This is a genomic window from Stenotrophomonas maltophilia group sp. LNF247 (assembly GCF_054083135.1).
Genome location: NZ_JBSRQL010000017.1, coordinates 1 through 25,485, shown reverse-complemented (window position 1 = coordinate 25,485; position 25,485 = coordinate 1). Strand labels below are relative to the sequence as shown.

The 25,485-nt window shown below is 67.0% G+C and carries 23 protein-coding genes; 15 read left to right on the top strand and 8 right to left on the bottom strand.

Going from position 1 to position 25,485, the window contains the following annotated elements; translation table 11 throughout:
- The first annotated feature begins 114 nt into the window (after window positions 1-114).
- Together ACTXG9_RS15710 and ACTXG9_RS15705 are read left to right on the top strand one after the other, a co-directional pair.
- Window positions 115-1,068, top strand: a complete 954-nt coding sequence (locus ACTXG9_RS15710) for a helix-turn-helix transcriptional regulator (protein WP_111099221.1) — start codon at window positions 115-117, stop codon at window positions 1,066-1,068.
- 325 nt (window positions 1,069-1,393) lie between these two features.
- The gene (locus ACTXG9_RS15705) at window positions 1,394-1,831 is read left to right on the top strand and encodes an SMI1/KNR4 family protein (protein ID WP_457654805.1); all 438 of its coding nucleotides are present in this window, start codon (window positions 1,394-1,396) and stop codon (window positions 1,829-1,831) included.
- A gap of 72 nt (window positions 1,832-1,903) precedes the next feature.
- Here ACTXG9_RS15705 and ACTXG9_RS15700 read toward each other — a convergent pair whose 3' ends face one another.
- The 3 genes from ACTXG9_RS15700 to ACTXG9_RS15690 form a co-directional block, all read right to left on the bottom strand.
- Complete coding sequence (locus ACTXG9_RS15700) at window positions 1,904-3,814, bottom strand: CocE/NonD family hydrolase (protein ID WP_111099223.1); 1,911 nt, start codon at window positions 3,812-3,814, stop codon at window positions 1,904-1,906.
- A gap of 213 nt (window positions 3,815-4,027) precedes the next feature.
- Window positions 4,028-4,414: a DUF4440 domain-containing protein gene (locus tag ACTXG9_RS15695; RefSeq protein WP_111099224.1), complete on the bottom strand. Its 387-nt coding sequence runs from the start codon at window positions 4,412-4,414 to the stop codon at window positions 4,028-4,030.
- A complete protein-coding gene (locus tag ACTXG9_RS15690) occupies window positions 4,414-5,772 on the bottom strand; it encodes an MFS transporter (RefSeq protein WP_111099225.1) in 1,359 nt (452 codons plus the stop codon). The genes ACTXG9_RS15695 and ACTXG9_RS15690 overlap by 1 nt, the downstream gene beginning before the upstream one ends.
- Before the next feature lie 105 nt (window positions 5,773-5,877).
- Here ACTXG9_RS15690 and ACTXG9_RS15685 point away from each other — a divergent pair, with 105 nt between their 5' ends.
- Window positions 5,878-6,783: a LysR family transcriptional regulator gene (locus tag ACTXG9_RS15685; RefSeq protein WP_111099226.1), complete on the top strand. Its 906-nt coding sequence runs from the start codon at window positions 5,878-5,880 to the stop codon at window positions 6,781-6,783.
- A 33-nt stretch (window positions 6,784-6,816) separates the two neighbouring features.
- On the opposite strand, the gene ACTXG9_RS15680 is transcribed toward ACTXG9_RS15685, so the two are convergent.
- The 3 genes from ACTXG9_RS15680 to ACTXG9_RS15670 all read right to left on the bottom strand — a co-directional run bounded on the left by ACTXG9_RS15680 (window position 6,817) and on the right by ACTXG9_RS15670 (window position 10,749).
- A complete protein-coding gene (locus ACTXG9_RS15680) occupies window positions 6,817-7,281 on the bottom strand; it encodes a hypothetical protein (RefSeq protein ID WP_005417053.1) in 465 nt (154 codons plus the stop codon).
- Between the two features lie 84 nt (window positions 7,282-7,365).
- Window positions 7,366-7,944 carry a hypothetical protein gene (locus ACTXG9_RS15675; RefSeq protein ID WP_134955606.1) on the bottom strand — a complete coding sequence of 193 codons (579 nt, stop codon included), beginning with the start codon at window positions 7,942-7,944 and terminating at the stop codon, window positions 7,366-7,368.
- Window positions 7,945-7,953: 9 nt separating this feature from the next.
- Complete coding sequence (locus ACTXG9_RS15670; protein WP_111099227.1) at window positions 7,954-10,749, bottom strand: glycoside hydrolase family 3 C-terminal domain-containing protein; 2,796 nt, start codon at window positions 10,747-10,749, stop codon at window positions 7,954-7,956.
- A gap of 338 nt (window positions 10,750-11,087) precedes the next feature.
- Here ACTXG9_RS15670 and ACTXG9_RS15665 point away from each other — a divergent pair, with 338 nt between their 5' ends.
- Both ACTXG9_RS15665 and ACTXG9_RS15660 read left to right on the top strand, forming a co-directional pair.
- Entirely contained in the window at window positions 11,088-11,522 is a 435-nt protein-coding gene (locus tag ACTXG9_RS15665; RefSeq protein ID WP_111099228.1) for a VOC family protein, read from the top strand.
- 384 nt (window positions 11,523-11,906) lie between these two features.
- Entirely contained in the window at window positions 11,907-12,611 is a 705-nt protein-coding gene (locus ACTXG9_RS15660; protein ID WP_019660224.1) for an AraC family transcriptional regulator, read from the top strand.
- A gap of 9 nt (window positions 12,612-12,620) precedes the next feature.
- Here ACTXG9_RS15660 and ACTXG9_RS15655 read toward each other — a convergent pair whose 3' ends face one another.
- Window positions 12,621-13,499, bottom strand: a complete 879-nt coding sequence (locus tag ACTXG9_RS15655) for a sterol desaturase family protein (RefSeq protein ID WP_227844431.1) — start codon at window positions 13,497-13,499, stop codon at window positions 12,621-12,623.
- Between the two features lie 116 nt (window positions 13,500-13,615).
- Here ACTXG9_RS15655 and ACTXG9_RS15650 point away from each other — a divergent pair, with 116 nt between their 5' ends.
- The 7 genes from ACTXG9_RS15650 to ACTXG9_RS15620 all read left to right on the top strand — a co-directional run bounded on the left by ACTXG9_RS15650 (window position 13,616) and on the right by ACTXG9_RS15620 (window position 22,307).
- Window positions 13,616-14,566, top strand: coding sequence for a LysR family transcriptional regulator (locus ACTXG9_RS15650; protein ID WP_021204494.1), 951 nt, complete (start codon window positions 13,616-13,618; stop codon window positions 14,564-14,566).
- A 92-nt stretch (window positions 14,567-14,658) separates the two neighbouring features.
- Window positions 14,659-15,309 carry a DsbA family oxidoreductase gene (locus ACTXG9_RS15645; protein ID WP_111099230.1) on the top strand — a complete coding sequence of 217 codons (651 nt, stop codon included), beginning with the start codon at window positions 14,659-14,661 and terminating at the stop codon, window positions 15,307-15,309.
- A gap of 33 nt (window positions 15,310-15,342) precedes the next feature.
- Entirely contained in the window at window positions 15,343-16,350 is a 1,008-nt protein-coding gene (locus tag ACTXG9_RS15640; protein ID WP_111099231.1) for a cyclase family protein, read from the top strand.
- Between the two features lie 218 nt (window positions 16,351-16,568).
- Complete coding sequence (imuA, locus tag ACTXG9_RS15635; RefSeq protein ID WP_019660229.1) at window positions 16,569-17,183, top strand: translesion DNA synthesis-associated protein ImuA; 615 nt, start codon at window positions 16,569-16,571, stop codon at window positions 17,181-17,183.
- A gap of 9 nt (window positions 17,184-17,192) precedes the next feature.
- Window positions 17,193-18,602, top strand: a complete 1,410-nt coding sequence (locus tag ACTXG9_RS15630) for a Y-family DNA polymerase (protein WP_019660230.1) — start codon at window positions 17,193-17,195, stop codon at window positions 18,600-18,602.
- 6 nt (window positions 18,603-18,608) lie between these two features.
- A complete protein-coding gene (locus tag ACTXG9_RS15625) occupies window positions 18,609-21,719 on the top strand; it encodes an error-prone DNA polymerase (RefSeq protein ID WP_188250206.1) in 3,111 nt (1,036 codons plus the stop codon).
- Between the two features lie 81 nt (window positions 21,720-21,800).
- Complete coding sequence (locus ACTXG9_RS15620) at window positions 21,801-22,307, top strand: hypothetical protein (RefSeq protein ID WP_021204499.1); 507 nt, start codon at window positions 21,801-21,803, stop codon at window positions 22,305-22,307.
- Window positions 22,308-22,409: 102 nt separating this feature from the next.
- On the opposite strand, the gene ptsJ is transcribed toward ACTXG9_RS15620, so the two are convergent.
- Complete coding sequence (ptsJ, locus tag ACTXG9_RS15615; protein ID WP_111099234.1) at window positions 22,410-23,696, bottom strand: MocR-like B6 salvage transcription factor PtsJ; 1,287 nt, start codon at window positions 23,694-23,696, stop codon at window positions 22,410-22,412.
- 76 nt (window positions 23,697-23,772) lie between these two features.
- Here ptsJ and ACTXG9_RS15610 point away from each other — a divergent pair, with 76 nt between their 5' ends.
- From ACTXG9_RS15610 to ACTXG9_RS15600, 3 genes are read left to right on the top strand one after another with little or no spacing between them, the layout of a single operon-like run.
- Entirely contained in the window at window positions 23,773-24,546 is a 774-nt protein-coding gene (locus ACTXG9_RS15610; RefSeq protein WP_111099235.1) for a YggS family pyridoxal phosphate-dependent enzyme, read from the top strand.
- Window positions 24,543-25,244 (top strand): glutamine amidotransferase, encoded by a 702-nt coding sequence (locus tag ACTXG9_RS15605; RefSeq protein WP_111099236.1) that lies wholly within the window; start codon window positions 24,543-24,545, stop codon window positions 25,242-25,244. The genes ACTXG9_RS15610 and ACTXG9_RS15605 overlap by 4 nt, the downstream gene beginning before the upstream one ends.
- Window positions 25,241-25,465 (top strand): hypothetical protein, encoded by a 225-nt coding sequence (locus tag ACTXG9_RS15600; protein ID WP_010485009.1) that lies wholly within the window; start codon window positions 25,241-25,243, stop codon window positions 25,463-25,465. Before ACTXG9_RS15605 ends, ACTXG9_RS15600 begins: the two co-directional genes overlap by 4 nt.
- Window positions 25,466-25,485: the final 20 nt, after the last annotated feature.

Here is a 25,485-nt window from a genome sequence, read left to right as displayed (position 1 = left end):
AATCGCCAATCGTTTTGACCTTATTGAGGTCAAAAGCGCGCGAATCGCGGCGACAATGGGAAACACTTCCAGTTTCTTCGACACATCCAATTCAACCTGTGTTTGCGCAGAGCGATGTCCCGATATTTCACTTTTGCTGATTACCGCCACTTCGGCGAACGCCATGGCTACGACTACCGGATCGAAGGGAGTGAACTGCGCGACGACCAATGGGCAGGGCGTGGCGACGTCCACGAGCAGTCACTGCGCGGTGGCCTGGGCCTGATCGCCTCGGACGTGCACAACCGGTTCACCTACACGGCCACCGCTGTGCAAGGTGCCGGCCTGACCATCCGCCTGATGCTGCAGGGCGAAGTGGATGTCCAGTTTCCTCGTCGCAAGGGGTTCACGCTGCGCGCCGGCACAGGCATGACCACAAGTCACCATGAACCTGTTTCCATGGCCGGTCTGCATCCTGGTGGCAGCCACCTGCGCGGGGTCAGCTTGAGCGTACCGGCCGACCTGGACGTGGACATGCTGCGCCTGCCGGCACTGCAACGGGTCCTTCATTCCCCTCTGCAGTGCCGCCACTGGGCCATTCCGCATGCCTTGCTGCCAACGCTCGCCCAATTGTTCGACAGTCCCTGGCAGGACGACATCGATGCGCTGTGGCGCGAAGGCGTGGCCCTGCAGGTGTTGGCCGTCGGCCTCCAGGCCGAGGATATGCAGACCGAGCATGTACGCACACTGCGCGCCGGCCAGCGCGAGCGGCTGGAGCGCGTGCGTGCCTACCTGCATGACGACCCCAGCCATGCCCACAGCCTGATCGAACTGGCCCAGCTGGCCTGCATGAGTCCCAGTTCGCTGCGCCGCCACTTCGCACAGCAGTATGGAAGCTCGGTGTTCGACTATCTGCACGAACAGCGCATGCGCCACGCCGAACAGGGCCTGCGCGAGGACGGCTGGACAGTTGAACAGGCCGCTGCGGCCTGTGGTTACCGCCATCCCAGTAACTTCGCTGCGGCGTTCCGCAAGCGTTTCGGACTGGTGCCCAGCCGCTGGCGCACGGGCCCATCGAAGGTGGACTGAAGGCTGGTGCCCTGATAGGTGCCGACCTTGGTCGATCGGCATGCCATGGCCCAGCCCTGGCAGGTGTCGACCTTGGTCGACACGCTCCCGTGCCATCGCGGATGCCGGCCAGCGGCCGGCACTACCGCCGTCGCTCGACCTCGATCAACATACCATGGCTCAACTCTGGTAGGTGTCGACCTTGGTCGACACTCGCTGAATGCGATTGCAATCACGGCGCCTCCCTGCCCATGTCGCCAATGCCACTTGTCGGCAAGGATGAGCTACGCCACGGTAGTACGATTGACTACTGGGGAGCTGCGTGGAAAACCGGGATCAACCAGGCATGCCGAGCTTCATCCGAATCCAAAGCCGATGGACACGCGAGGCCGGCGCGCATACGGACGATCTGCGTACACTGCAGGCGCATTGGGTCGAAGCTGCGATTCCCGAGGACTTCATGCAGCTCCTGCACTGGTCAAACGGCGGGCGCTGCGTGTTCCCTCATATTCATGTGGACCTATGGTCCATCGCCCGCATCATCGAGCTCAACGGCAGCTACCAGATCCGCCATTACCTTGGCGACTCCCTGATCGGCATTGGAACGGACGGTGGATCGACGCTCATTTCGCTCGATCTCTGCCCGCTCAGTCGCGGACAGATCGTCTCATTCGATCTGGGCGATCTCGATATCCGCCAAGGCAAGCACATCGCCGAATCTATTGCCGAACTCTTTCGTAAGTTCGACAGCGGGCTGCTGACGAGCGACAACCTTTATCCTTGAACATGGAAATGCCGGCCAACGGCCGGCACTACCACGTGCTGCCGGGCTATGCCCGGCGTCATCCTCTCCGCCTCAATACACCGGCAGATCGATGTAGCTGGCCTGCGCGGCGCTGTGCCACACGCGCTGCGTGGCCTTCTGGTAATCGCCCGGCTTGGCCAGGTAGATGTTCGGCACGTAGGTCTGCGGGTTGCGGTCGTACAACGGGAACAGGCTGGACTGCACCTGCACCATCACCCGGTGGCCCTTCTGGAACGTGTGGTTGGCGTTGGGCAGATCGAAGCGATACGGCAGCACCTGGTTGGCGGCCAGCGGCTTCGGATCGCTGAAGCTCTCGCGGTAGCGGCCACGGAAGATCGCCAGCGACACCGGCAACTCATAGCCCCCCATCTCCGGCGTGGACGCTTCCTGGTCCGGATACACATCGATCAACTTCACCACCCAGTCGCTGTCGGTGCCGCTGGTCGAGGCCTGCAGGTGCACCACCGGCGCGCCGCCGATGCGCAACGGCGCGGTCAGCGGTTCGGTGATGAAGGTCAGCACATCCGGACGACCATCGACAAAGCGCTGGTCCTTGACCAGCCAGGTGGTCCACATGTCGCGGTCACCGAAGCGGACCGGGCGCGGCACGAACGGCACCGGCTTGGCCGGGTCGGACACGTATTCCTCGAAGTCGCCCTCGCCCGCCGCCGGTGCCTGGAACGCCAGCTTGCCGCCGGCGCGCAGGAACAGCGGCTTGCTGCTGGCGGCACAGCCCTTGTCGCAGCTGCGCGGCCAACCCTTCAGGCGATCCCAGTGGTTCTCACCGGTGTTGTAGATCAGCACCGGCGGTGTGTCCGCCTTCGGCGCACCGTCCACCAGGTACTGGTCGAAGAACGGCTTGAGTACATCACGGCGGAACTGCAGCGCGGTATCGCCATCGAACTTCAGCGCGCCCAGTTCGCTGCCGCTGTAGTTCACCTGGCTGTGCCGCCACGGCCCCATCACCAGGTAATTGCGGTTGTTGCCGCTGTCGCGCCCTTCCATTGCCTGGTAGGCGTGGTTGGCACCCCACATGTCCTCCTGGTCCCACAGGCCCTGCAGCCACATGGTCGGCACCTTCAGCGGTGTCTTTGCCATCACCGCGTCCAGCGCCTGGCCCTGCCAGAAGCCGTCGTAGGCCGGATGCTCGACCAGCTTCTTCCACCAGGTCAGCTGGTCCACACCGGTGAAGCGCGCGTAGTCGCCGGCCGAACCGATGCGCAGGAAGGTGCTGTAGTCGTCGTAGCCGAGGCTGGGCAGCGGCGTGCCCTTGCCGCGCTTCTCGGTCTGCATCGCGAAATAGTTGAAGTTGACCTGGCGGAACGCACCGTAGTTGAGCCAGTCGTCGCCCATCCAGCCATCGACCATCGGGCTCTGCGGCGCAGCCACCTTCAGTGCCGGATGCGGGTCGGTCAGCGCCATCACCACGGTGAAGCCCTCGTACGACGAGCCGAGCATGCCGACCTTGCCATTGCTCTCCGGTACGTTCTTCACCAGCCAGTCGATGGTGTCCCAAGCATCGGTGGAGTGGTCCACCTTGGTGTTGTTCAACGGCCCGCGCAGCGGCCGGGTCATCACGTAATCGCCTTCGGAGCCGTACTTGCCGCGGATGTCCTGGAACACGCGGATGTAACCGCCGTCGACGAACACCTCGTCGCCCTGCGGCAGCAGATCGCGCATGCGTGGCGAATCACTGCGGCTGGCGCGGCCAGCGGCATCGTAAGGTGTGCGGGTCAGCAGGATCGGCGCGTTGCGGGCGCCCTTGGGCACCACGATCACCGTATACAGCTTGGTGCCGTCACGCATCGGCACCATCACCACGCGCTTGTCGTAGTCACGACCGACATCAGGGGCAACGAAGGGCCTGCCGCTGATGTCCGGGGTCATCGGCGGGGTATCGGCGGCCAGCACGGTGCTGGACAGGCAAAGGGCAATGGCTACAGCGACGGCACGCACACGCATGGACAACCCCTCCCGGCAGGAAAGCCTCAAGCCTACTCCTGCCCCGGGCCGTGAAGTGTGTGCAGGCTTTGCATTCTGCGGTGGATGCGGGTAGGACTGATGGCACATGTGCCGCTACGTTTGCCGACGACAGGTAGTGCCGGCCGCTGGCCGGCAACTTCATGATCCTGCGGCGCGTTACGACGGTTGCCGGCCAGCGGCCGGCACCACCGATCAATCTGCCGTTACCTCATGCAGCGCCAGCCAGCACCAGCGCCCCTGTTCTTGCCTCAGTACCGCCAGCGACTCCCGCCATGCGGGTGCGCCACCGTCGATCGAATGACCTTCGCGATAGCGCAGCACCGCCAGCGGTGATATCGCATCCACCGCCTGCACGGCTTCGATGGAAATCTGCAGCCCCGGCCGCGCGCCATGGCCACCCGCGAACAGCGCCTGCACGGCATTACGGTCCAGCCTACGCCCCGCGATGCCGACCATGCTGAAGTCTGCACAGAAGTGCGCCATCAGATCGTCCAGCGCATCGGCGCCGACATCGGCACGGAACCAGGCCTGCAGCTTGTCGTGCAGGTGGTGGATTTCATGTTCTGCGGTCGTAGCCATCAAGTGTTCTCCGGTTGCGAAAGGGTGATCCTCTGCGGCCGACGCAGCAACGCCATCGGCAACAGCGTCATTGCGGCGGCCAGACCCAGAGCCACGCTGGTGGCGCGTGCTGGCAGCCACTGCATGGCCAGCGCCAGCAACAGCGCAATGGCGGCAGTACCCAGGCAGAAACTGAGCTGACGGTTGAGGTTCCAAAGGGCACTGGCATCGCCCAGCGCTTCACCCTCCACGCCGTGGAAAGCCAACGTCTGCGCGGTGCTGCTGCACAGGCTGCCACCGGCGCCCATCAGTGAGAACAACAACGCAGCCAAGGTAAAGGCCGGCTGTGGCAGCAGCGCCATCAACAGCAGGCCGCTGGCCTGAAGCAGCATGCCCACGCGTAGTACCGTGGCCGGGCCGAAACGGGCCAGCAGGCGTTTGCTGGCAGTAATCGCCACGGCCGAGGCCAGCGCCCAGGGCAGCATCAACGCGCCGATGCGTGCCGCGCTGTAACCGGCCTGGTGCAGCTGCAGGGTACTGACCAGCTGGCTGCCGATGAACACACCGGGCACTGCCAGATAGACCACCATCGCCAGGCGCAGGCCCCGATGGGACAGCAGCGACCAGCGCAGCAGGGGCTGCGCCTGCTGCCGTGCATACCGCAGGTGGGCCGCCGCCAACAGCATTGCGATCAACAGCAGTACGGCACCGGCGGCCCGATGGCCGGGTTCACCCAGCCAGGTCAACGCCAGCAGCAGCGCGCCCAGCGCCAGCATCGCGGTGGACAGCGCATAGGCCTGCAGGCGCGGCGCACTGCGCGCGCCATCGGCTGGCATCCACGCCAGCACCAGTCCAATCGCCACCACCTCCAGCGGCAGGCTGGCCCAGAGCACGCCGCGCCAGGACAACCACTGCACCAGCAGCCCACCGAGCGCGGGCGCCAGTGCTGGTACCAGCAGCGCAACCAGCAGGATGCGGCGGGTCAGCGCGCCACGCTGGTCGGGCGTGCACTGCCGGTACGCTGCCGCCTGTGCCACCGGAATCAGCAGGCCACCGGCCAGGCCCTGCAGCAGGCGCCAGCCCAGCAGCCAGCCAATACCCGCTGCTGCGCCGGCCAGCGCAGCGGCAACCGCGAACAGCAGCAACGCCACCAGCAGCAGGCGACGCTCACCACAGCGCGCGGCCAGCCAGGGCGCCAGCGGGATCACCACGCTCAGGCCCAGCATGTAGGCGGTGCCCACCCAGGCCAGGGTGCTGATATCGGCGTGCAGCTCCGCTGCCAATACCGGATAGGCCACCGTGGCGATGAACATGTTGACCAGATCCAGAGCGAACACCAGCAGGAAGATCGCCTCATGGCGCAGGCGGGGAGACGGCATCGGCGGCGCTCCAACAGGGAAGCGGCCAGCATGCCGTGCGGGCCTTGTTGGAAAAACACGACAGCAACTGCAACACTGTCAAATCCACTTTGACAATGAATTGCCATGGTCAGCCTCGATCGCTTCGATATCTTCCGCGCCGTGGTCGAGGCCGGCAGCCTGACCGCTGCGGCTGATCGCCTCGGCCTCAGCCGCGCGGTGGTCAGCTTCAACCTGAAGCGGCTGGAGCAGGAGCTGGGCGTGACCCTGCTGTTGCGCAGTACCCGCCACCTGGCCCTGACCGAGGCCGGCGAACAGTTCCTGCAACACTGCGTGCAGGCACTGGATGCCGCACAGGCAGCCATCGATGCCGCGCGCCGCGACCAGCACCAGCTGCAGGGTGTGCTACGCCTGACCACCACGCCGGAGTACGCCCAGCTACGCTTGATTGCTGCGTTGGAGGCGTTTCGTGCGCGGCACCCGGCCCTGCAGCTGCACCTGTCGACCTCACCGGCACCGGCCGACCTGATTCCCGAGCGGTTCGACCTGGCAATCCGTCTTGGCCGCCTGCCGGATTCGGGCCTGCACGCCAGCGAACTGGAACGCCATCCACTGTGCCCCGTGGCGGCTCCGTCCCTACTGGCACGCCTGCCCTCTGCCGATGCTGCCGACGACCCCGTGCAGCTGGGCGCCCTGCCCCGCCTCGGTTACCCGCGCCTGGCCGACGTGCCGGTGATCGCGCCTGATGGCAGCGGCGCCCTGTTTGCCACCAACCCGGGCAACGCGGTGGTACGCGTGGATGGTGCCAGCAGCCTGCGCGCGTTCGCCCTGGCCGGCGCCGGGGTCACCGTTCTGCCACGCTGGCTGATCGAGGACGACCTGGCCCAGGACCGGCTGCGCCCGGTGCTGCGCCAGCACCGCTTCCCGCAGCAGAGCGTGTACGCGGTCTACCCGCACAGCACGCAGCCCTCGCCGAAGGTGCGGCAGCTGATCGATTTCCTGCGTGGGTGGTCTGAAAGCGGGCGCGGGTAGCCTCCTGCGGCCAATCGCCAGGCCGCAGTGAAGTTACAGAGGGTACGAGCCTCCACGAACATCGCCAACCCAGCTATCGAACAAACTCCCCGGTGTCAGATCGTCACTGTGTGAGAACTTTGGTTCATACGACATTTTCGCCCGCATCTCATTGCTCCCCACAACGTAGTGAATGCGGATCTCAGTAGGCATCTCAGCGCCGAACTCATTGCACTTTTCTTCAAGCGCATCTATTTCATCCAGCCCAGCATCAAGCACCCAAGCCAAGCTCTCATTCAACGAGTCATACATCCCACCTCCAGATTTTCGGACGTCATTCAGCTGTTCCTTCTCCACCACAGAACCGTTGAGTCTGTAGAAGAAATCAAACATTGAAATCCCATCTTCACTCGCAACGAAGATGAATACTTCGTCAGCCGTCGCACCGGCATAATCGAGCGCGAGTCGAACCATGCTCGCCTGAGCGTCTGAAACGTGTTCCTCAAAGATCTTGTTCATTGTTCGATCCTCGTAGCACTCGCTTGAATTGGCACTGATACTGAGTTGACCGAGTGAGTGCACTCCGTGCTGCTCGGCTCGAGATCACACCTGCTGCAGCCTTCGCTGGGCTGACGCCGCCACCATCTCGTCAGGGTCACCCGTTAGCAGCTCCAGGACCTCCCTGGATACCTTTGGATTGCAGGCGATTCGGTGACGGACGCTTGCATCGGAATCCCTTGCAAGGCGTGACATCAATGCTGGATCCAGCCGGCGCTTGCTCGCAATTTTCCAGCGGACATCTACGTCATCGCTGGCAGCCAACTGCTCGATGATGGCTAGGGGAATCGTTTTGTTTCCGGCAACGCAACGCGCCAGCTCCGGATAGGTCGACAGGATATCGCGCCACGTCTGATCGTCAGCGTGCCGCAAAGCGAACGAGGTATCCGACTCGTTTTCACACAACCGTTTGAATTCCCATGCGCTCGCGATCATTCGCTGGCCCTCCTGCGCCAGCCTTCCAGTATTGGCTGACCGGCAATTGACCTCCAGTGGCAGAAGCGACATGACTATCCGCCCCGGCGCCTGCTGTTCCATCGTCCGCCGGGCATGGCCCGGCGAGCGCAGCGGCACCCCACAAACAGAAACGGCCCCTTTCGGGGCCGTTCCTTCAAGCATCAACAACCCGCAGTATCAGCGCAGCACCTGCTCCACCAGCTGCACGTCCACGCTCTGCAGCGGCTCGGCCGCATTGCGCGACAGCTGCACCTGGTAGGTGCCGCCGTCGATCTTCCACTGGCGGGCCTGCGCATCGTAGTGCGCCAGCGTCTTCGGCTCGGCTTCGATGCGGATGCGGCGCTGTTCGCCCGGCTGCAGGGTCACCTTGTCATAGCCGATCAGGCGGATCGGCGTGGTGCTGCCGGCCGGCAGCTTCAGGTACAGCTGGGCCACGTCGGCACCGGCGCGCTTGCCGGTGTTGCGAATGTCCACGCTGGCGACCAGGCGCGAGCCTTCCACACTCACCTTGAGGTTTTCATAGGCGAACGAGGTGTAGGACAGGCCATGACCGAACGCGAAGGTGGGCTTCAGGCCCTTGGCCGCCATCCACTTGTAACCGACGTTGGCACCTTCGATATCGAAATCGAACACATCACCGAACGGCTTGGCCGGCTTGAAGCCGAGGCCGTCGATGTGCGGGCGCGGCAGCTGCGATTCGTCCATCACCCAGGTCACCGGCAGGCGGCCGGACGGATTGACCTGGCCGGTCAACAGCGCGGCAATGCCTTCGCCACCGCGGATGCCCGGGTACCAGGCCTGCAGCATCGCCGGCACCTGCGCCAGCCATGGCGTGCGCACCGGGCCATTGGTTTCCAGCACCAGCACGGTCTTCGGGTTGGCCTTGGCCACCGCCGAGATCAGCGCGTCCTGGTTGTCCGGCAGCTGCATGTCCGGCAGATCCACCGATTCGGCGGCCCACTGGGTGGCGAACACGATGGCCACATCCGCCTGCGCGGCCGCCTTGGCCGCGGCGGCGACGTTGGTGCCGTCCACGTACTCGATGGTCGCGTCCGGACGCGCTGCGCGCAGCGATTCCAGCGGCGAGGACGGGTGGAAGATCACCGGGCCCGGCCAGGTGGTCGGCAGCACGCCCGGCACCGCATTGGTGCCCTTGGCGGTCACGCCCACCATCGACGAACCACCGCCACCGATCACGCCCTTGTCGGCATGGCCGCCAATGATGACGATGCGCTTCACCGTGTCGGCCAGCGGCAGCAGGTTGCCTTCATTGCGCAGCAGCACGCTGCCCTCTTCCACCGTGCGCTGGGCGACGGCGAAGCCGGCCTCGGCATCCACCTTCTGGTGCTGCGGCGGGTTGTCGAAGTTGCCATGCAGGAACATCGTGCGCAGGATGCGCGCGACCATGTCATTCAGGCGCGCCTGCGGCACCACGCCGCCATGCACGGCCAGGCGCAGCGGCTCATCGAAGAACACCGCCGCGTCGAACACTTCACCGGCCGACTGCTGGTCCAGGCCGGCCAGCGCCGCCTTCGAGCCGCTGTGCACGCCGCCCCAGTCGGACATCACGAAGCCGGGGAACTTCCATTCCTGCTTCAGCACCTGGTTCATCAGGTAGCCGTTCTCGCAGCCGTAGGTACCATTGATCTTGTTGTACGAGCACATCGCCACGCCCGGGCGGCCGGCTTCGAGCGCGATCTCGAAGGCCAGCAGGTCCGACTCGTGCATGGCCTGTTCGCCGATGCGCACGTCGTGGAAGTTGCGCCGGGTCTCCATGTCGTTCAGCGCGAAGTGCTTCATCGAGGAGATCACGTGCTGGCTCTGCACGCCCTGGATCAGCGCGCCAACCATCGAGCCGGCCAGCAGCGGATCCTCACCGGCATATTCGAAGTTGCGGCCGTTGCGTGGGTCGCGCTGCAGGTTGACGCTGCCCGACAGCAGGATGTTGAAGCGCTGCTGCCATGCCTCGCGGCCCATGGTCGCGCCGCCGGCGAAGGCGACTTCGCGGTTCCAGCTGGAGGCGGTGGATGGGCCGGACGGCATTGCGGTGGCGAAATCGCCCGGGCGGATGCCGCCCGGATTGGTCACGCCGACACCGGCATCGGCCGACTGCTGCGACGGGATGCCCAGCCGCGGTACGCCCGGCACGAAGCCGGCCGAACCGACCGCACCTTCCGGCAGCGGGCCACCGTCTTTGCCCAGCCCGAAGTAGCTGTGCAGCATCTGGAACTTCTCATCCTCGGTCATCGCCTTCAGCAGCAGCGCAGCGCGCGCATCGGCGTTGAGGGCGGTGTCCATCCATGGCTTTTCGCCGTGCTTGTCGGCGGCATAGGCCAGTGTCAGCAGGGTGGCGCGCAGGGTGCTGCCCTCCATCTTGAACGGTGCGCTGCTGGCGGCCTGGAAGCCGTCGCTGAAATAGCTGGCATCGGCTTCCAGCGCCACACGCGCCGGATCGAAGCCTGCGGCCTTGGCCGATTCACCGGCCACTGCGCCGAGCAGCACCGCCGGGGCGCCCAACCGCGAACGGGTGACCAGCGCCGGCAGCTGCGCCGCACCTGCACCGGCATCGGTATAGACCGCCACGGTATGGCGGCCATCGTCCAAGCGCAGGTAGTTCAGGCCTGGCTGGTCGGGGCCGGATTCGGCGGCGATCGGCAGCCGGGTCAGCACGGCCTGGCCGCGCTGGGTCTGGCCGTCGTCCTTGCCGGCGGCAACGAAGCGGTATTCATAGCCCAGGCCGTCGGCCAGCACCTGCAGCGGATCGACCTGGCCGATGCCGCGCTGCACCTGGCGCACGCTCACCGCGTCCACCTTCAGGCTCTTCAGTTGCGCCGCCAGGGCCGGCATCGCCTCGGCGTTGGGCGCCTGTTCCAGGGTCAGCACAGTGAACGCGGCGGGGTCGGCCCAGGCCGGAGCGGCCAGTGCGGCAGACAGGGCCAGAGACAGTGCAAGCGGTTTTGTAAACGTTTTCATCGGCAGGCGTAATTCCGTTGCCAAGGCAATCGGTCCAGGGAAAGTGCCGCCGAAGGGTGCAGCGTTCATGCCGCGCAGGGGTTGCCGGGCAACGTCCCGCAGGCCGAAGGGCGGGCCGGTCTGCGCGCGGGACCCTCCTCCCGGCGTGACAACCTGCCTGCCCGGGCCGCGCAGGGCGACCCAATCCTGTGAAGATTGTGCGAGGGCGTTCACACCTGTCAACAGGACCTAAGTCACAGAGGCAACCCGGCCAGCGGTTATCAGGCCATCACCGGCGGTCATCAGCAGGCCGCGTGGGGCTGCCGATAATGAGGTGTCACCGGCCCTGGACCCCGCCCATGAACATACACCGCGACTTCGACCATCTCTGGCGCGACCGCTGTGATACCTCCACCCAGCGCAGCCCACGCGTGCTGATCCGGGTATTCGTTGCCCCTGGCGAACTGGAGCGCAGCGTGGCGTTCTACGAGCAGTTGCAGGGTGTGGTGGCCGATGCGGGCTTCCCGTTTCCCGATGCCGGCCTACGCCTGGCGATGGTCGGTGCATTCCTGCTGATCGAAGGCAGCCAGGCGGCGCTGGCCCCGTTCACTTCGACCACGGGGACACTGCTGGTCGATGACGTTCGGCCCTATCACGACAAACTGGTCGCGGCTGGCGCCGAGATCATCTTCCCGTTGCAGGTGGTACCGACCGGGGCGGCGTTCAACGCGGTGCATCCCGATGGCACGGTGGTCGAGTACGTGCATCACCGGCCCGACCCGCACGGCCGGTGAGGGTGCGCACGGCCGGGCTGCGCCCGGCCCCCGCGGTAGTGCCGGCCGCTGGCCGGCAACCTCAGAAGCAACAGCCGAAGCAAAAGCGGGCTTCCTGTGCGATGGCGGGGTGGGTCCGGTTGCGGGGGGCGCTGCAAGTACGTCCATGTAAGCTCGATCGCCGCTTGCTCGTGTGCGCTGTCCTGCGCACACGGCAAGACCTGGGTTGGGCGTCCTGCCCAACCCGCCCGAGGCATGCCTCGGGCCCATGGCGCTCACGCCCTCCGCAACCGGACCCACGCCGCCTTCGACAATTCGTCGCAATCTGCAGTAGATCCACGCCATGCGTGGATGCTCTTCGTTTCATTGTCGAATTACTCGATTCCGATGGAGATTCATCCACGCATGGCGTGGATCTACAATCCCGTCATGTCTTCCCCCGCCCTGCCCTGGAACGGCACGTTGCTGCTGGATGCGCACGCCGCCGTACTGCACGGTCATGCCGGTGACAGCGCTTCGCATGCGCACTACGCCCATCAACTGCTGTTGAGCGACGGTACGTCCTGGCACATCGAGATCGATGGCGTGCAGCAGCAGGGCCAACGGCTATGGCTGCCTTCGTTCCAGCCGCACGCGATCCTGTCAGCGCCGGAAGCGGGCTGTACGGTGTTCCTTGAGCCGGCGCATGCCGATCCCGAACAGATCCAGCGGCACCTGCATGCGCTGCCGGGTAACGCGCTGGCGCTGCACGACTGGCTGCCACGGCTGAGCCGCCCGCAACCGCTGGACCGCCGCGTGCAGGCGGCACTGGCCCGTATCGCCCAGCACCTGCCTGGCCCGGTGCCGGCTGCCGACATCGCCAAAGCGGCGCACCTATCGACCAGCCAGCTGCACCGGCGCTTCCAGTCCGAGCTGGCAGTGACCTTGCGCGGCTGGGTGCTGTGGCAACGGCTACGCACTGCGCTCACGCATCATCTGAGCGGTCACAACCTGACCGACAGTGCGCATGCCGCTGGATTCGCCGATCTGGCCCATCTCTCGCGCAGCCTGCGCCGCATGTTCGGCATCGGTGCCGCGCAGCTGCAGGGCCTGCAGCTGCACGCGGCCTGACATGTTCAATCATTCGCGCCTGCGCAGGCCTTCCGGCAACTCCGGCACCTCGCCATGCGGCAGTTCGCGGAACGGCGCCAGCAGCTGCCCCGGATAATCGCGCGGATAGTCCGGTTGGCTGCCGATGCCGAGGTCGCGTTGCTGCAGCCGATAGCCCGGTGCATCGAAGGCGGTCCCCAACAGGTGATCCCATGCGGTCAGGAACAGGCCGAAGTTGACGTCGCCGGCGGTGCCGTAACGCATGTGGTGGAAGCGGTGCAGCGGCGCCCATGCCATCACCCGGCCCAGCACGCCGGGACGCATGTCCACGTTGGAGTGCTGCAGCAGCAGCTGGATGGCAATGGCGAAGGCCAGCACCGCAGCCACCGGCATCGGCAGGCCCAACAGCAGCAGCGGCAGTACGCCACCCACCGCTTCGGCCGCCTGGTGCAGCGGGTGTTTCATCAGCCCGTTGAAGCCGTACATGCGGGTGACGCTGTGGTGCACCGCATGCAGCCGCCACAACCAGCCGATGCGATGGCTGGCGTAGTGCACCAGGGTGATACCGAGATCAGCGCAGACGATGGCCAGCAGCGCCTGTAGCGCGAATGGCCACTGCAGAGGCCAGGCCTGCCATGGAATGATTGCCGCCAGCAGCGGCACCGCCGCGATCGACAGCAGGTTCAGGCTTTCATTGACCAGTGCATGCAGGGCGTCACGCAGGCTGTCGCCGTGGTCGTGATTGAACGCGGGGTCATACGGCCACGCGCGCTCGGCGGCGAACGAAACCGCAATGGCGGCCGCCAGCAAGGCCAGCAGCCACAGCGGGTCACCGTGGCAGTGGCCGATCCAGACGACGGCAGTGGCGACGAATCCAAGCAGGAACAGCGGGGCATACAGGCGGAGCATCCAGTGCTTCATGGGCAACCCGGAAAGTGAGGGGCCTGCATGCTGGCGTGGCGTGTGGATTGCTGGCTTGAACAAACGGCGCAACTCTGCGGGCACCACGCTTCCCACATCCACGCATGGCGTGGATCTACAATGGCGCCCTCATCGCGCCCGGGGCCGGCATGGATTCCTTCAACCTGATGCGTGCCTTCCGTCGCATCGTCGAACGCGGCGGGCTCGCTCGTGCCGCCGAAGACCTGGGCATGTCGCCGGCCGGGCTCAGCAAACAGCTGCGCACGCTGGAAGCGCATCTGGGCGTGGTACTGCTGCAGCGGACCACGCGGCGCATGAGCCTGACCGAGACCGGCCACGCCTATTACCGCGAATGCTGCCGCCTGCTCGACGAACTGGACGCATTGGAACGTGGCATCGCCGAACAGCGTGGCGAGGTGGCCGGGCGCCTGCGTGTCAATGCACCGCAGTCGTTCGCGCTGAGCACGCTGTCGCCGCTGCTGCCCCGCTTCCTGCAGCAGCATCCGCAGCTGTCGCTGGACCTGGTGATGGAAGACCGCCTGCTCGACGCGGTCGGCGAAGGTTTCGATGTGTCGCTGCGGCTGCGTGCCGAGCTGGATGATTCACGCCTGGTGGCGCGCCGGCTGGCGTCGCTGCAGCAGGTGCTGTGCGCGGCCCCGTCCTACCTGCGGCAGCATCCGGCACCGCAGGCGGTGAACGATCTGCAGGCGCACAGCGTGCTGGCCTACAGCCTGTCCGACTCCCCCGGCAGCTGGCCGTTGCTCGGCCCTGATGGCCAGGTGACGATCACCCTGCCAGCGCGCGTCACCGTCAACAACAGCCTGCTGCTGCGCGACCTGCTGGTGGCCGGCATGGGCATCGGCGCCCTGCCCTCGTTCCTGGCGGCACCCGCACTGGCCCGTGGCGAACTGCAGCAGGTGCTGCCCGACCACCGCTATCCGCCACGCTTCGTGCATGCGGTCTATCCCACGTCGCGCCATCTGCAACCCAAGGTGCGTGCCTTCATCGATTTCCTGCACGCCGAGCTGCCCGGCTGCGCTGGCCTGGATTCGTAACCGCCAGCGAAAACTGAGCTGCCCGCGGCGTGCTGTTTCGGCCACGCCGCGCTGCCTACTCTGCCGCCTCCCCTCTCACCGATGGCAGGCAGATGTCTTCCGTTCCTTCCCCCGCCACCGCCGCGCCGGTGGTCGATTTCTTCCACGACGTGGTCTGCGGCTGGTGCTTCGTGCTGGCCCCGCGCCTGCAGCAGGCCTGCGCCGAACTCGGCATCCAGGTACGCCACCGCAGCTTCGTGCTGCAGGACTCGCGCGCGCAGATGGTCGAAGTGTTCGGCTCGATGGAGCGCGCCAAGGCGATCATCCTGCGCCACTGGACCGACTGCGCCGCGCATGAAGACACCGCGCGCATCGATATCGAGGGCATGCGCGCACAGGACTTCGAGTATCCGTCCGGCTGGCTCGGCGCACTAGCCTGCCAGGCTGCCGGCATGCTCGGTGGCAACGACGCCCATGGCGCGATGTTTGATGCCGTGCAATGGGCGCACCTGCACCAGCACCGCAACATCGGCGACGCCGAAGTCCTGCTGGATATCGCCGAAGCGCTGGGCCACCCGCGTGGCGCCTTCGCTGACCACATGCGCAGCGACGCAGTAGCCCGGCGCGTGCAGGCCGACCGTGCCGAAGCCGCGACCCTCGGCATCCGCTCCATTCCCACCGTGATCGGCGGCAACGGCCTGCGCCTGCAGACCCTGCCGCTGCCACACCTGCGCCAGGCCCTGGCGCACCTGGTCGCGGCCTGAGCCGCGCCCCCCCACCCTGCAAGGAGACTCCCCATGACCCCACGTACCCTGGCCACCGCGCTGGCCCTGCTGCTGGCCGGCACCGCAGCTTCCACCACCGTATCCGCGCACGAACGCGTCCCCTCCGGCCAGCAGGTCGGCACCAGCCCCTGGGGGCCGAAGGACGAGATCGGCCGCCTCAACCTGATCACCGAGGCCTCGCGTGCGGCGATCCTGTCGCGGGTCAGCGGCGGCAAGGCCTATGACCTGGCCACCGAGTACTACGTCGGCATGCCCAGCTGGCAGGATGCCGGCGACCCGCACTACCAGTTCTGGATGACCCACACCCCGCGCGGCACGGTGATGGACGACCCGATGGGCGTGGGCGAGACCATGAACCTCACCCGCAGCTACACCGGCACCGCGTTCTCGATGTACAGCCACACCGGCACCCACATCGATGCGCTGAACCACTTCGGCATCCACGGGAAGATCTGGAACGGCTTCGAGGCCGACAAGCATCTCGGCGATCGTGGCTGGAATGTCACCGGCATCGAGAAGTTCCCGCCGCTGATCGCGCGTGGCGTGCTGATCGACGTGGCCGCCGCCAAGGGCGTGGACATGCTGCCGGACAGCTATCGCGTCACCCGCCAGGACCTGAAGGATGCGCTGGCACGCCAGAAGGTGAAACTGCAGCAGGGCGACGTGGTGCTGATCCGCACCGGCCGCATGCGCCTGTTCGAACAGCCCAGGGCCTACATGGCCAACCCGCCGGGCATGGGCCTGGATGCGGCACGCTTCCTGGTCGAGGACAGCGGCGCGATGATCGTCGGTGCCGACAACCTCAGCTTCGAGACCTTCCCCTCGGAGGTGTCCGACGACTACGTGCCGCTGCACACCTACCTGCTGGCCCAGCAGGGTGCGCCGATCATCGAGCTGGTGGCGCTGGACGAACTGGCCCGCGACAAGGTCTACGAATTCGCCTTCATCGGCGGCCCGCTGAAGATCCGCGGTGGCGATGCCGCGCCCCTGCGCCCGGTGGCGTTGCCGGTCCACCCGTAACCGCATCCTTTGGGTGCCGACCTTGGCCGGCACTCCTACCCCCTTCAGCAACCTGAAACCCGGCCCTCGGATTTCATTAGTAATTCTACTTACAACGCGAGTAGCATGTCTGGTCTCAGCCCCTGATACCGGCCCGTCGATACTCGCGCCATGCCCGCCGTTTCCGCCCGTTCCTGCCGTTTCCAGCCCACCCGGCGCCTCCCCGGGAGGATCGGCTGATGGGTGCGGTCGTTGCCCTCGACCGGCTGCTGGACGGGCGCCAGCTGTGGCGCGGCCCGGCCCGCCAGGGCCCAGCCAGCGACCATCTGGCCAGCGGCCATCCGGCACTGGATGCACGCCTGCCCGGCGGCGGCTGGCCGGCCAGCGGACTGTGCGAGGTGCTGCAGGCGGCGCCCGGCGTTGGCGAACTGGCGCTGGTATGGCCGGCACTGGCCAGGCTGAGCCAGCGCGACCGCCCGATCGTCCTGGTCGCTCCGCCCTACCGTCCGCATGCCCCGGCCTGGGCCGCCGCCGGGCTGGACCTGGGCCAGTTGCAGATCATCCACGCCGCGCCGAAGCAGGCACTGTGGGCCGCCGAACAGTGCCTGCGCTCTGCGGCCTGCGCGGCGGTACTGTGCTGGCCGCACCAGGCCGACGACCGTTCACTGCGCCGGCTGCAGGTGGCTGCCGACAGCGGCCAGTGCTTGGGCTTCGTGTTCCGCGAGGCGCAGGCCGCGCGCAATCCCTCCCCGGCCAGCCTGCGCCTGCAGCTCGACCACGGCCAGGTGCGGGTGCTGAAGTGCCGTGGCGGGTTGCCGCCGGCGCAGCCGTTGCCGCTGGCCATCGCCCACTGAGGACGCGCCATGCACTGGGCCTGCCTGTTGTTGCCGCAGCTGGCGCTGGACAGCGTGCTGCGCCTGCAGCCGGATCCGCAGCGGCCGCTGGTCCTGCTGCAGGGGCCGGCGCAGCGTCGCGTGCTGCGCGCGGTCAGCCCGTCGGCACGTGCAGCAGGGCTGCGCCCGGGCATGCTGCTTTCGGCTGCGCAGGTACTGGTGCAGGACATGCAGCTGCACGACTACGACCCGAGTGCCGAACAGCACACCCGGCAGCTGCTGGCCAGCTGGGCCTATGCCTACAGCTCGCAGGTCAGCCTCGATTTTCCGCATGCGCTGGTGCTGGAAATCGGTGCCAGCCGCGCCCTGTTCGGTGACTGGCTGACGATCCAGCAGCGCCTGCGCAACGAACTGCACGAACTCGGCTTCCGCCACCGCCTGGTGGCCGCGCCTACCCCACATGCCGCGCGCGTGCTGGCCAACGTCCACGATGGCCTCGGCCTTGATGCGCAGCAGCTGCCGGCGGCGCTGGCGCAGCTGCCCCTGGCACGTTGCGGCCTGCCCAGCGAGGCGGTGACCGTGCTTGGCCGTTCCGGCCTGCGCACGCTGGGGGCGGTGCTCAAGCTGCCGCGCGACAGCCTGGCCCGGCGCTTCGCCCCCGAGGTCCTGCAGCAGCTGGATGCATTGCGCGGGCTGCCCACCGCGCCATTGCGCTACTACCAGCCACCGGACCGTTTCGATGCGCGCATCGAATTCGAATACGAGATCGAATCCAGCCAGGCCCTGCTGTTCCCGCTGCGCCGCCTGCTGCTCGACCTGGCCGCCTTCCTGTGCTCGCGCGATGGCGGCGTGCAGCGCTTCGACCTGCATTTCGAGCATGACCTGTTGCCGGCCAGCGTGCTGACCATCGGCCTGTTGGCGCCCGAGCGCGATCCCACGCTGCTGTTCGAGATCGCACGCAACCGCATGGAAGCGTTCGCCCTGCCGGCCGGCAGCCGCGCACTGCGACTGCAGGCCGAACAGCTGCCGCCGTTCGTACCCGCCGCGCGTGACCTGTTCGATACCCGTCCGGCGCAGGCGATGCCGTGGAACCAGCTACGTGAGCGCCTGCGCGCGCGGCTCGGCGATGACGCCGTGCAGCCGCTGGCAGTGCAGGCCGACCATCGTCCCGAACGCGCCAGTGGCACCCAGCCACCGGCCAAGCCCCCGTCGTACTGGCCACTGCGCCCCGGCTGGTTGCTGGATGCGCCGCAACCGCTGCGTGATCCGAGGCTGCGCATCGTCACCGGACCGGAGCGGATCGAATCGGGCTGGTGGGACCAGGCCGACGCGCGCCGCGACTATTACGTGGTGGAAACCGCGCATGGCCAGCGCGGCTGGGCTTTCCGTGACCGCAACAATCCACATGCGCCGTGGATGCTGCACGGCTGGTTCGGCTGAGCCGCCATGCACAGCGAACTGCCCGGCTACGCCGAACTGCACTGCCTGTCGGCCTTCAGTTTCCAGCGCGGTGCTTCGATCGCCGAAGAGTTGTTCGCGCGCGCCGCGGGCCAAGGCTACCGCGCGTTGGCGATCACCGACGAATGCTCGCTGGCCGGCATCGTGCGCGCCTGGCAGGCAGCGAAGACACATGGCGTGGCACTGATCGTCGGCGCCGAATTCCAGGTCGAGGACGGGCCGAAGCTGGCCCTGCTGTGCACCGACCAGACCGCCTATGCCGGGCTGTGCCAGTTGATCACGACCTGTCGGCGGCGGGCTGCCAAGGGCGAGTACCGCTGCCTGCGCGACGATCTGCTCGGCCTGCCCGACGGTTTGTTGTGCCTGTGGCTGGACCGGCAGCCATCCGCCACCGATCTCGAGTTGCTGCGCACCGGCTTCGATGATCGGCTGTGGCTGGCGGTGGAACTGCACCGTGAACACGATGACGCACGCCGCCTGCAGCAGCTGCGGGCCTTCGGCGAACGCCACCGCCTGCCCCTGGTCGCCAGTGGCGATGTGCATATGCACGTGCGCCGCCGCCGTGCCCTGCAGGACACACTGACCGCGATCCGCCACCGCTGCAGCGTGGCCGAGGCCGGCTGGCGCCTGTTTCCCAATGGCGAGCGCCACCTGCGCCCGCGTACCGCGCTGGCCCAGCTGTATCCGCCCGAACTGCTGGCTGAAACCCTGCGCATCGCCGAACGCTGCCACTTCACCCTGGAACAGCTGCAGTACACCTATCCGCGTGAGCTGGTGCCCGAAGGACACGATCCGGACAGCTGGCTGCGCGTGCTGGTCGAGCGCGGCATCCGGTGGCGCTGGAAAGGCGGCATCGAAGCGAAGCAACGCACGCAGATCGAGCACGAACTGGCGCTGATCAAGCAGAAGAACTACGCCTCCTACTTCCTCACCGTGCAGGACATCGTGCGCTTTGCGCGCAGCCAGGACATCCTCTGCCAGGGCCGTGGCTCAGCGGCCAACTCAGCGGTGTGCTTCGTGCTGGGCGTGACCGAGATCGACCCGGCACGCAGCAACCTGCTGTTCGAGCGCTTCATTTCCGCCGAGCGCGACGAGCCGCCGGATATCGACATCGACTTCGAGCACGAGCGTCGCGAGGAGGTGCTGCAGTACGTGTTCAAGCGCTACGGCCGCGAGCGCGCCGCACTGACCGCGGTGGCGATCAGCTACCGTGGCCGCAGCGCGATCCGCGACGTGGCCCGCGCACTGGGCCTGCCGATGGACCAGGTCAACGAACTGGGCGCGGCCATGGACCACTGGGGCGGCAACATCCCATTGCCGGAAACCCTGCGCGAGCGCGGTTTCGATCCGGACACGCCGTTGATGCGGCGCCTGCTGGCGCTGACCGCCGAGCTGATCGACTTCCCGCGCCACCTGTCGCAGCATCCGGGCGGTTTCGTCATCTCCGAGCATCCGCTGTCGACCCTGGTGCCGGTGGAGAACGCGGCGATGGCCGATCGCACCGTCATCCAGTGGGACAAGGACGATCTGGATGCCACCGGCCTGATGAAGGTCGACTGCCTGGCATTGGGCATGCTTACGGCCATCCGCAAGTGCCTGGCGATGCTGAAACAGCATGGCCTGCACGAAGGGCGCATGGACGCCATCCCGCCCAAGGATGCAAAGACCTTCGACATGATCTGCGCCGCTGACACCATCGGCGTGTTCCAGATCGAATCGCGCGCGCAGATGGCGATGCTGCCGCGCATGCAGCCACGCACGTTCTATGACCTGGTGATCGAGGTGGCGATCGTGCGCCCTGGCCCGATCCAGGGCGACATGGTGCACCCCTATCTGGAGCGGCGCCGGGTCCTGCGCGAACAAGGCCCGGACGCGTTGAACGACCCGGACAACCCGCTCTACCCACCGCAGCTGGAACGCGTGTTCGCACGCACGCTGGGCGTGCCGCTGTTCCAGGAACAGGTGATGCAACTGGCGGTGGAAGCAGCCGGCTACACGCCGGGCCAGGCCGATGCCCTGCGCCGCTCGATGGCGGCGTGGAAGCGCCGTGGCGGTCTGGAACCGCATCGCGAGAAGCTGCTGGCCGGCATGCTGGAGAACGGCTTCAGCCGCGAATACGGCGAGCACCTGTTCGAGCAGATCAAGGGCTTCGGCGATTACGGCTTCCCGGAAAGCCACGCCGCCAGCTTCGCCCTGCTGACCTATAACAGCTGCTGGCTGAAGTGCCACCACCCGGCCGCATTCACTGCCAGCCTGATCAACAGCCAGCCGCTGGGTTTCTACAGCCCCGACCAGCTGCTGCAGGACGCGCGGCGGCATGGCATTACCGTTCTTCCCGTGGACGTACGCCACAGCGACTGGGACTGCACGCTGGACTTCAGCAGGGGGCCGGCGGCGATCCGCCTGGGCCTGCGCCTGATCGACGGCTGCAACGAAGGTGCCGTGCAGGCCATCATGCGCGAGCGCGCGCGGCGCCCGTTCGACGACATCGGCGACCTATGCCAGCGCACCGCACTGGACCGCCGCCAGCAGGGCCTGCTGGCCGATGCCGGGGCACTGCGCGGGCTCAGCGGCCATCGCCATCGTGCACGCTGGGATATCTCGGGCGTAGAGAACCGGCTGCCGCTGTTCGACCAGGCCCGTGCCACTGCCGAAGCCCGCGTGCCCCTGCCACTGCCCAGCGCCTGGGAGGACATGCAGGCCGACTACCGCAGCACGGGCACCACCCTCGGCCGTCACCCGATCTCGTTCCTGCGCGCGCAGCTGCGTAGCCGTGGCTGCCTGGATGCCGCACAGCTGGCCGGGCACGGCCACGGCCGCCGTGTGCGCATCGCCGGACTGGTGCGCATGCGCCAGCGGCCACAGACCGCCAGCGGGGTGACTTTCCTCACCCTCGAGGACGAGACCGGCATGGTCAACGCCGTGGTCTGGCGGCACCTGGCCGATCGCCAGCACCGGGTGCTGGTCGATACCCAGCTGATGCAGATCGATGGTCGCCTGGAACGCGTCGATGGCGTGCAGCACGTCATCGTGCAGCGCATGCACTGCCTGGATGAACTGCTGCAGGGACTGCGCAGCCACAGCCGCGATTTCCACTGACGATACACAACGTCACACAACGAACTGGCCATAGCCGGTCCGCATCCGCTATCGTCGGCACATCCAAGGAAGGACGACCCGATGCCCCGTGCGCTGCTGCTGACCACCCTGGTGGTCTCGACCCTCGCCCTGCTGGTTTCCGGCTGGACCGCCTGGAGCCTGCATCGCAGCCAATCACCACAGCGCATCATCGAGGCGCGCGGGCTGGTCATCCACGATGCAAGCGGCCAGCCGCGGGTGATCCTCGGCGCACCGGTTCCCGATCCGCTCAGCCAGGGCCGCAGCCAGGGGCCGCGCGCCACTGCGCTGTCCGGCCTGATCCTGCTCGGTCCCGACGGTTCCGAGCGCGGCGGTTATGGCACCAGCGACCGCGGCGGCGAAGCCCTGCTCACCCTTGACGATGCCACCGGCACCACCGAGGTGTTCAAGGTCGTCGCCAACCCGGACCGCGGCGCCAGCCTGATGGTCAAGCACCAGAACAACACCGGCGCCATGCTCACCTCCTGGCAGGGCAAGCCGGAGCTGATGTTCGTCGATGACAGTGGCCAGTCCTACTACGTGCGCCCGGGCGCCAACGCCGCGCCCTGATCTGCTTGTGTAGAGTCGAGCCATGCTCGACTGCTTCTATCAACAGCAGCCGAGCATGGCTCGGCTCTACAAAGGCGAAGCAACGTCGAGCATGGCTCGACGCTACAGAGCGAACACCGCCGCCAGGTCATCCGCCAGCTGCCGCAGCTGCGTTGCCCCCAGCGCAGCGCAGGTGATGCGCAGGCCATGCCCCGGCGCTGCCACCGCGAACACTTCGCCCGCGCGCACATGCCATCCGCGCGAAGCCAGGGCCAGCACCTGCGGATGGCTGTCGGCCTGCAACGGCAGCCACAGGTTCAATCCTTCCATCGGCAACGGTGTCGGCAGGCCACGCGCATGCAGCAACTCCTGCAGCGAGCGCAGGCGCTGCTGGTAACGCTCACCTGCCGAAGCGATCTTCGCCCGCTGCGTTGCCGACGACAGCACCGAGGTCGCCGCATCCTGCAGCAGGTGACTGACCCAGCCGGTGCCGGACGCCAATCGCAGCCGCAGCCGCATCGCGGTCTCTTCATCGCAGGCCAGCCAGGCCAGCCGCAGGTCCGGGCCGAGCGGTTTGGACAACGAACGCAGCAGCGCCCAGCGCCGGCCATCCAGCGGCAGCACCGAGTGATAGGCCTGCTGCGAGAGCAGCGCGTAGTGATCGTCGATCAACACCGCCACCTGCGGGTAGGCCGCCAACAACTGCCGCAACGCCCGCGCCCGCTTCGCATCCAGGCTGGCCCCGGTCGGGTTGTGTGCCCGCGGGGTCAGCAACACCGCGCGTGCACCGGCCTCCAGTGCCTGCCGCAGCGAATCGACCTGCATGCCATGCGCGTCCACCGCCACCGGCAACGGCGCGTGACCCACCGCGTTGAGCACGTTGAGGCTGCCGAGGAAGCACGGATCCTCCACCGCGATGCGATCCCCCGGCAGCAGCCACGCCGACAGCAGGCGTTCGATGCCATCGACCGCACCATGGGTCAGTTCCAGCGCATAGCCCTCCGGGCAGTCCGCATCCAGCGAGGCGCGTGCCAGCGCCTCCAACCTCGGTTCGACCGTGCCCACGCCATACAGCCGTGGTGCGGCCGGGGCCAGGCGCAGGTTCGGCAGCAGGCGTGGATCCGGGTTGCCACCGGCCAGGTCCTGCAGGGCCAGCCCGGGCGTACTGCCTTCACGCGCCAGCGGCGGCGGCAGGCCACGCACCACCGTGCCGCGGCGGCCCGCCGTGCTGGCCAGGCCCGCCGCATCCAGGCGCTTGTAGGCAGCAGCCACTGTGTTGCGGTTCACTCCCAGCTGCTCGGCCAGTTCACGCACCGGCGGCAACACGCTGCCGGCCTGCAGGCGGCCCTTGCCGATGCCGTCGCGGATGCTGTCGAAGATCGACTCGGCACTGTGCCCGGTGATTTTCATTTTGTCCTATGCCAAAATATCTCTTGTCCTGTGCCAGTGTATCCCACCCTGGCCGCCCTGCATTGGAGGTGCCCGCATGCCCCTTGCCGCCGCCGACTGGCCCGTCGCCCAGTCCGTTGAACAGATCGCCGCCAACCTGGTCAAGGTGCGCCAACGCATCGCCGATGCCTGCGCCCGCGTCGGCCGGGACCCGGCCAGCGTGCGCCTGCTGCCGGTCAGCAAGACCGTCGATGACGCCCGCATCCGCATGGCGGTAGCCGCAGGCTGCCACGAACTGGGCGAGAACAAGGTGCAGGAGGCACAACGCAAGGCTGAAACGATGGCCGACCTGGGCGTGCACTGGTCGGTGATCGGCCATCTGCAGACCAACAAGGCGCGCTACGTGGCGCGCTTTGCCAGCGAGTTCCAGGCGCTGGACAGCCTGCGCGTGGCCGAAGCACTGCAGCAGCGCCTGCAGCTGGAAGACCGCACGCTGGATGTGTTCGTGCAGGTCAACACCTCCGCCGAACCCAGCAAGTACGGCCTGGAACCCGCTGCCGTCGAGGCCTTTGTGCAGCAGCTTCCAGCGTTCGATCGCCTGCACGTGCGCGGCCTGATGACCCTGGCCATCTTCACCCCCGATGTCGAGCGCGTGCGCGCCTGCTTCGTGCGCCTGCGCGAACTGCGCGACCAGCTGCAGCGCACCGCCCCGCCCGGCCTCGACCTGTCGCAGCTGTCGATGGGCATGTCCGGTGATTTCGAAGTGGCCATCGAGGAAGGTGCCACCGTGGTCCGCGTCGGCCAGGCCATCTTCGGTGCCCGTGCCACCCCGGACAGTTTCTACTGGCCGAACAGCGGAGCACCGGCATGAAGCACGCGGTTGTCCTGCAACACGTTGCCTTTGAAGACCTTGGCACCCTGAAACCGTTGCTGCTGGCGCAGGGCTGGCAGCTGCACGTGCTGCAGGCCGGCGTCGATGTGCTCGATGGCGCCGAAACCGCCGATCTGCTGGTCGTGCTGGGCGGTCCCATCAGTGCCAATGACACAGGGACCTATCCCTTCGTCAACGACAGCATTGCCCTGCTGCAGCGCCGGCTGCAGCAGCAGCGGCCCACCCTCGGCATCTGCCTGGGTGCACAGCTGATGGCGCGGGCACTCGGTGCCAGTGTCGCTCCCTGTGGTGGCAAGGAAATCGGCTTTGCGCCACTGCTGCTGACCGATGAAGGCCAGCGTTCTCCGCTGCAGTCCCTGCAGGGCATTCCGGTACTGCATTGGCATGGTGAAGCGTTCGAACTTCCGGCCGGTGCACGCCGCCTGGCCAGCACGCCGGCCTGCCGTCACCAGGCATTCGCCATCGGCAGCCACGCACTGGCCCTGCAATGCCATCCGGAACTGGACGCCCGCCAGTTCGAGCGTTGGCTGATCGGCCACACGCTGGAGCTGGCCCAGGCCGGCATCGATCCCAACGACCTTCGCGCGCAGGCGCGTCGCTATGGCGCACCACTGGCTGCGGCCGCCACCGCGATGTTCGACCATTGGCTGCAGGACCTGCCGGAGACACCACAATGAACTACCGATTGCAGATCCACCGCGATGGTGCCCACTGGGGTCACTTCGACTGCAGCGGCCCCGATGCCCTGCAACGCATGGACGCCATCGCCGCACAGCTGCCTGCCGATCAGGGCTTCCAGCTGAAACGGCAGAAAGGGGTCAGCGAAGAGCGCATCCTGTCCAGCAATGCCGATGGCCTGCGCGTACTGGCTTCGCAGATCCAGTACCGCGACATCTGACGATCGTCACGGTAGTGCCG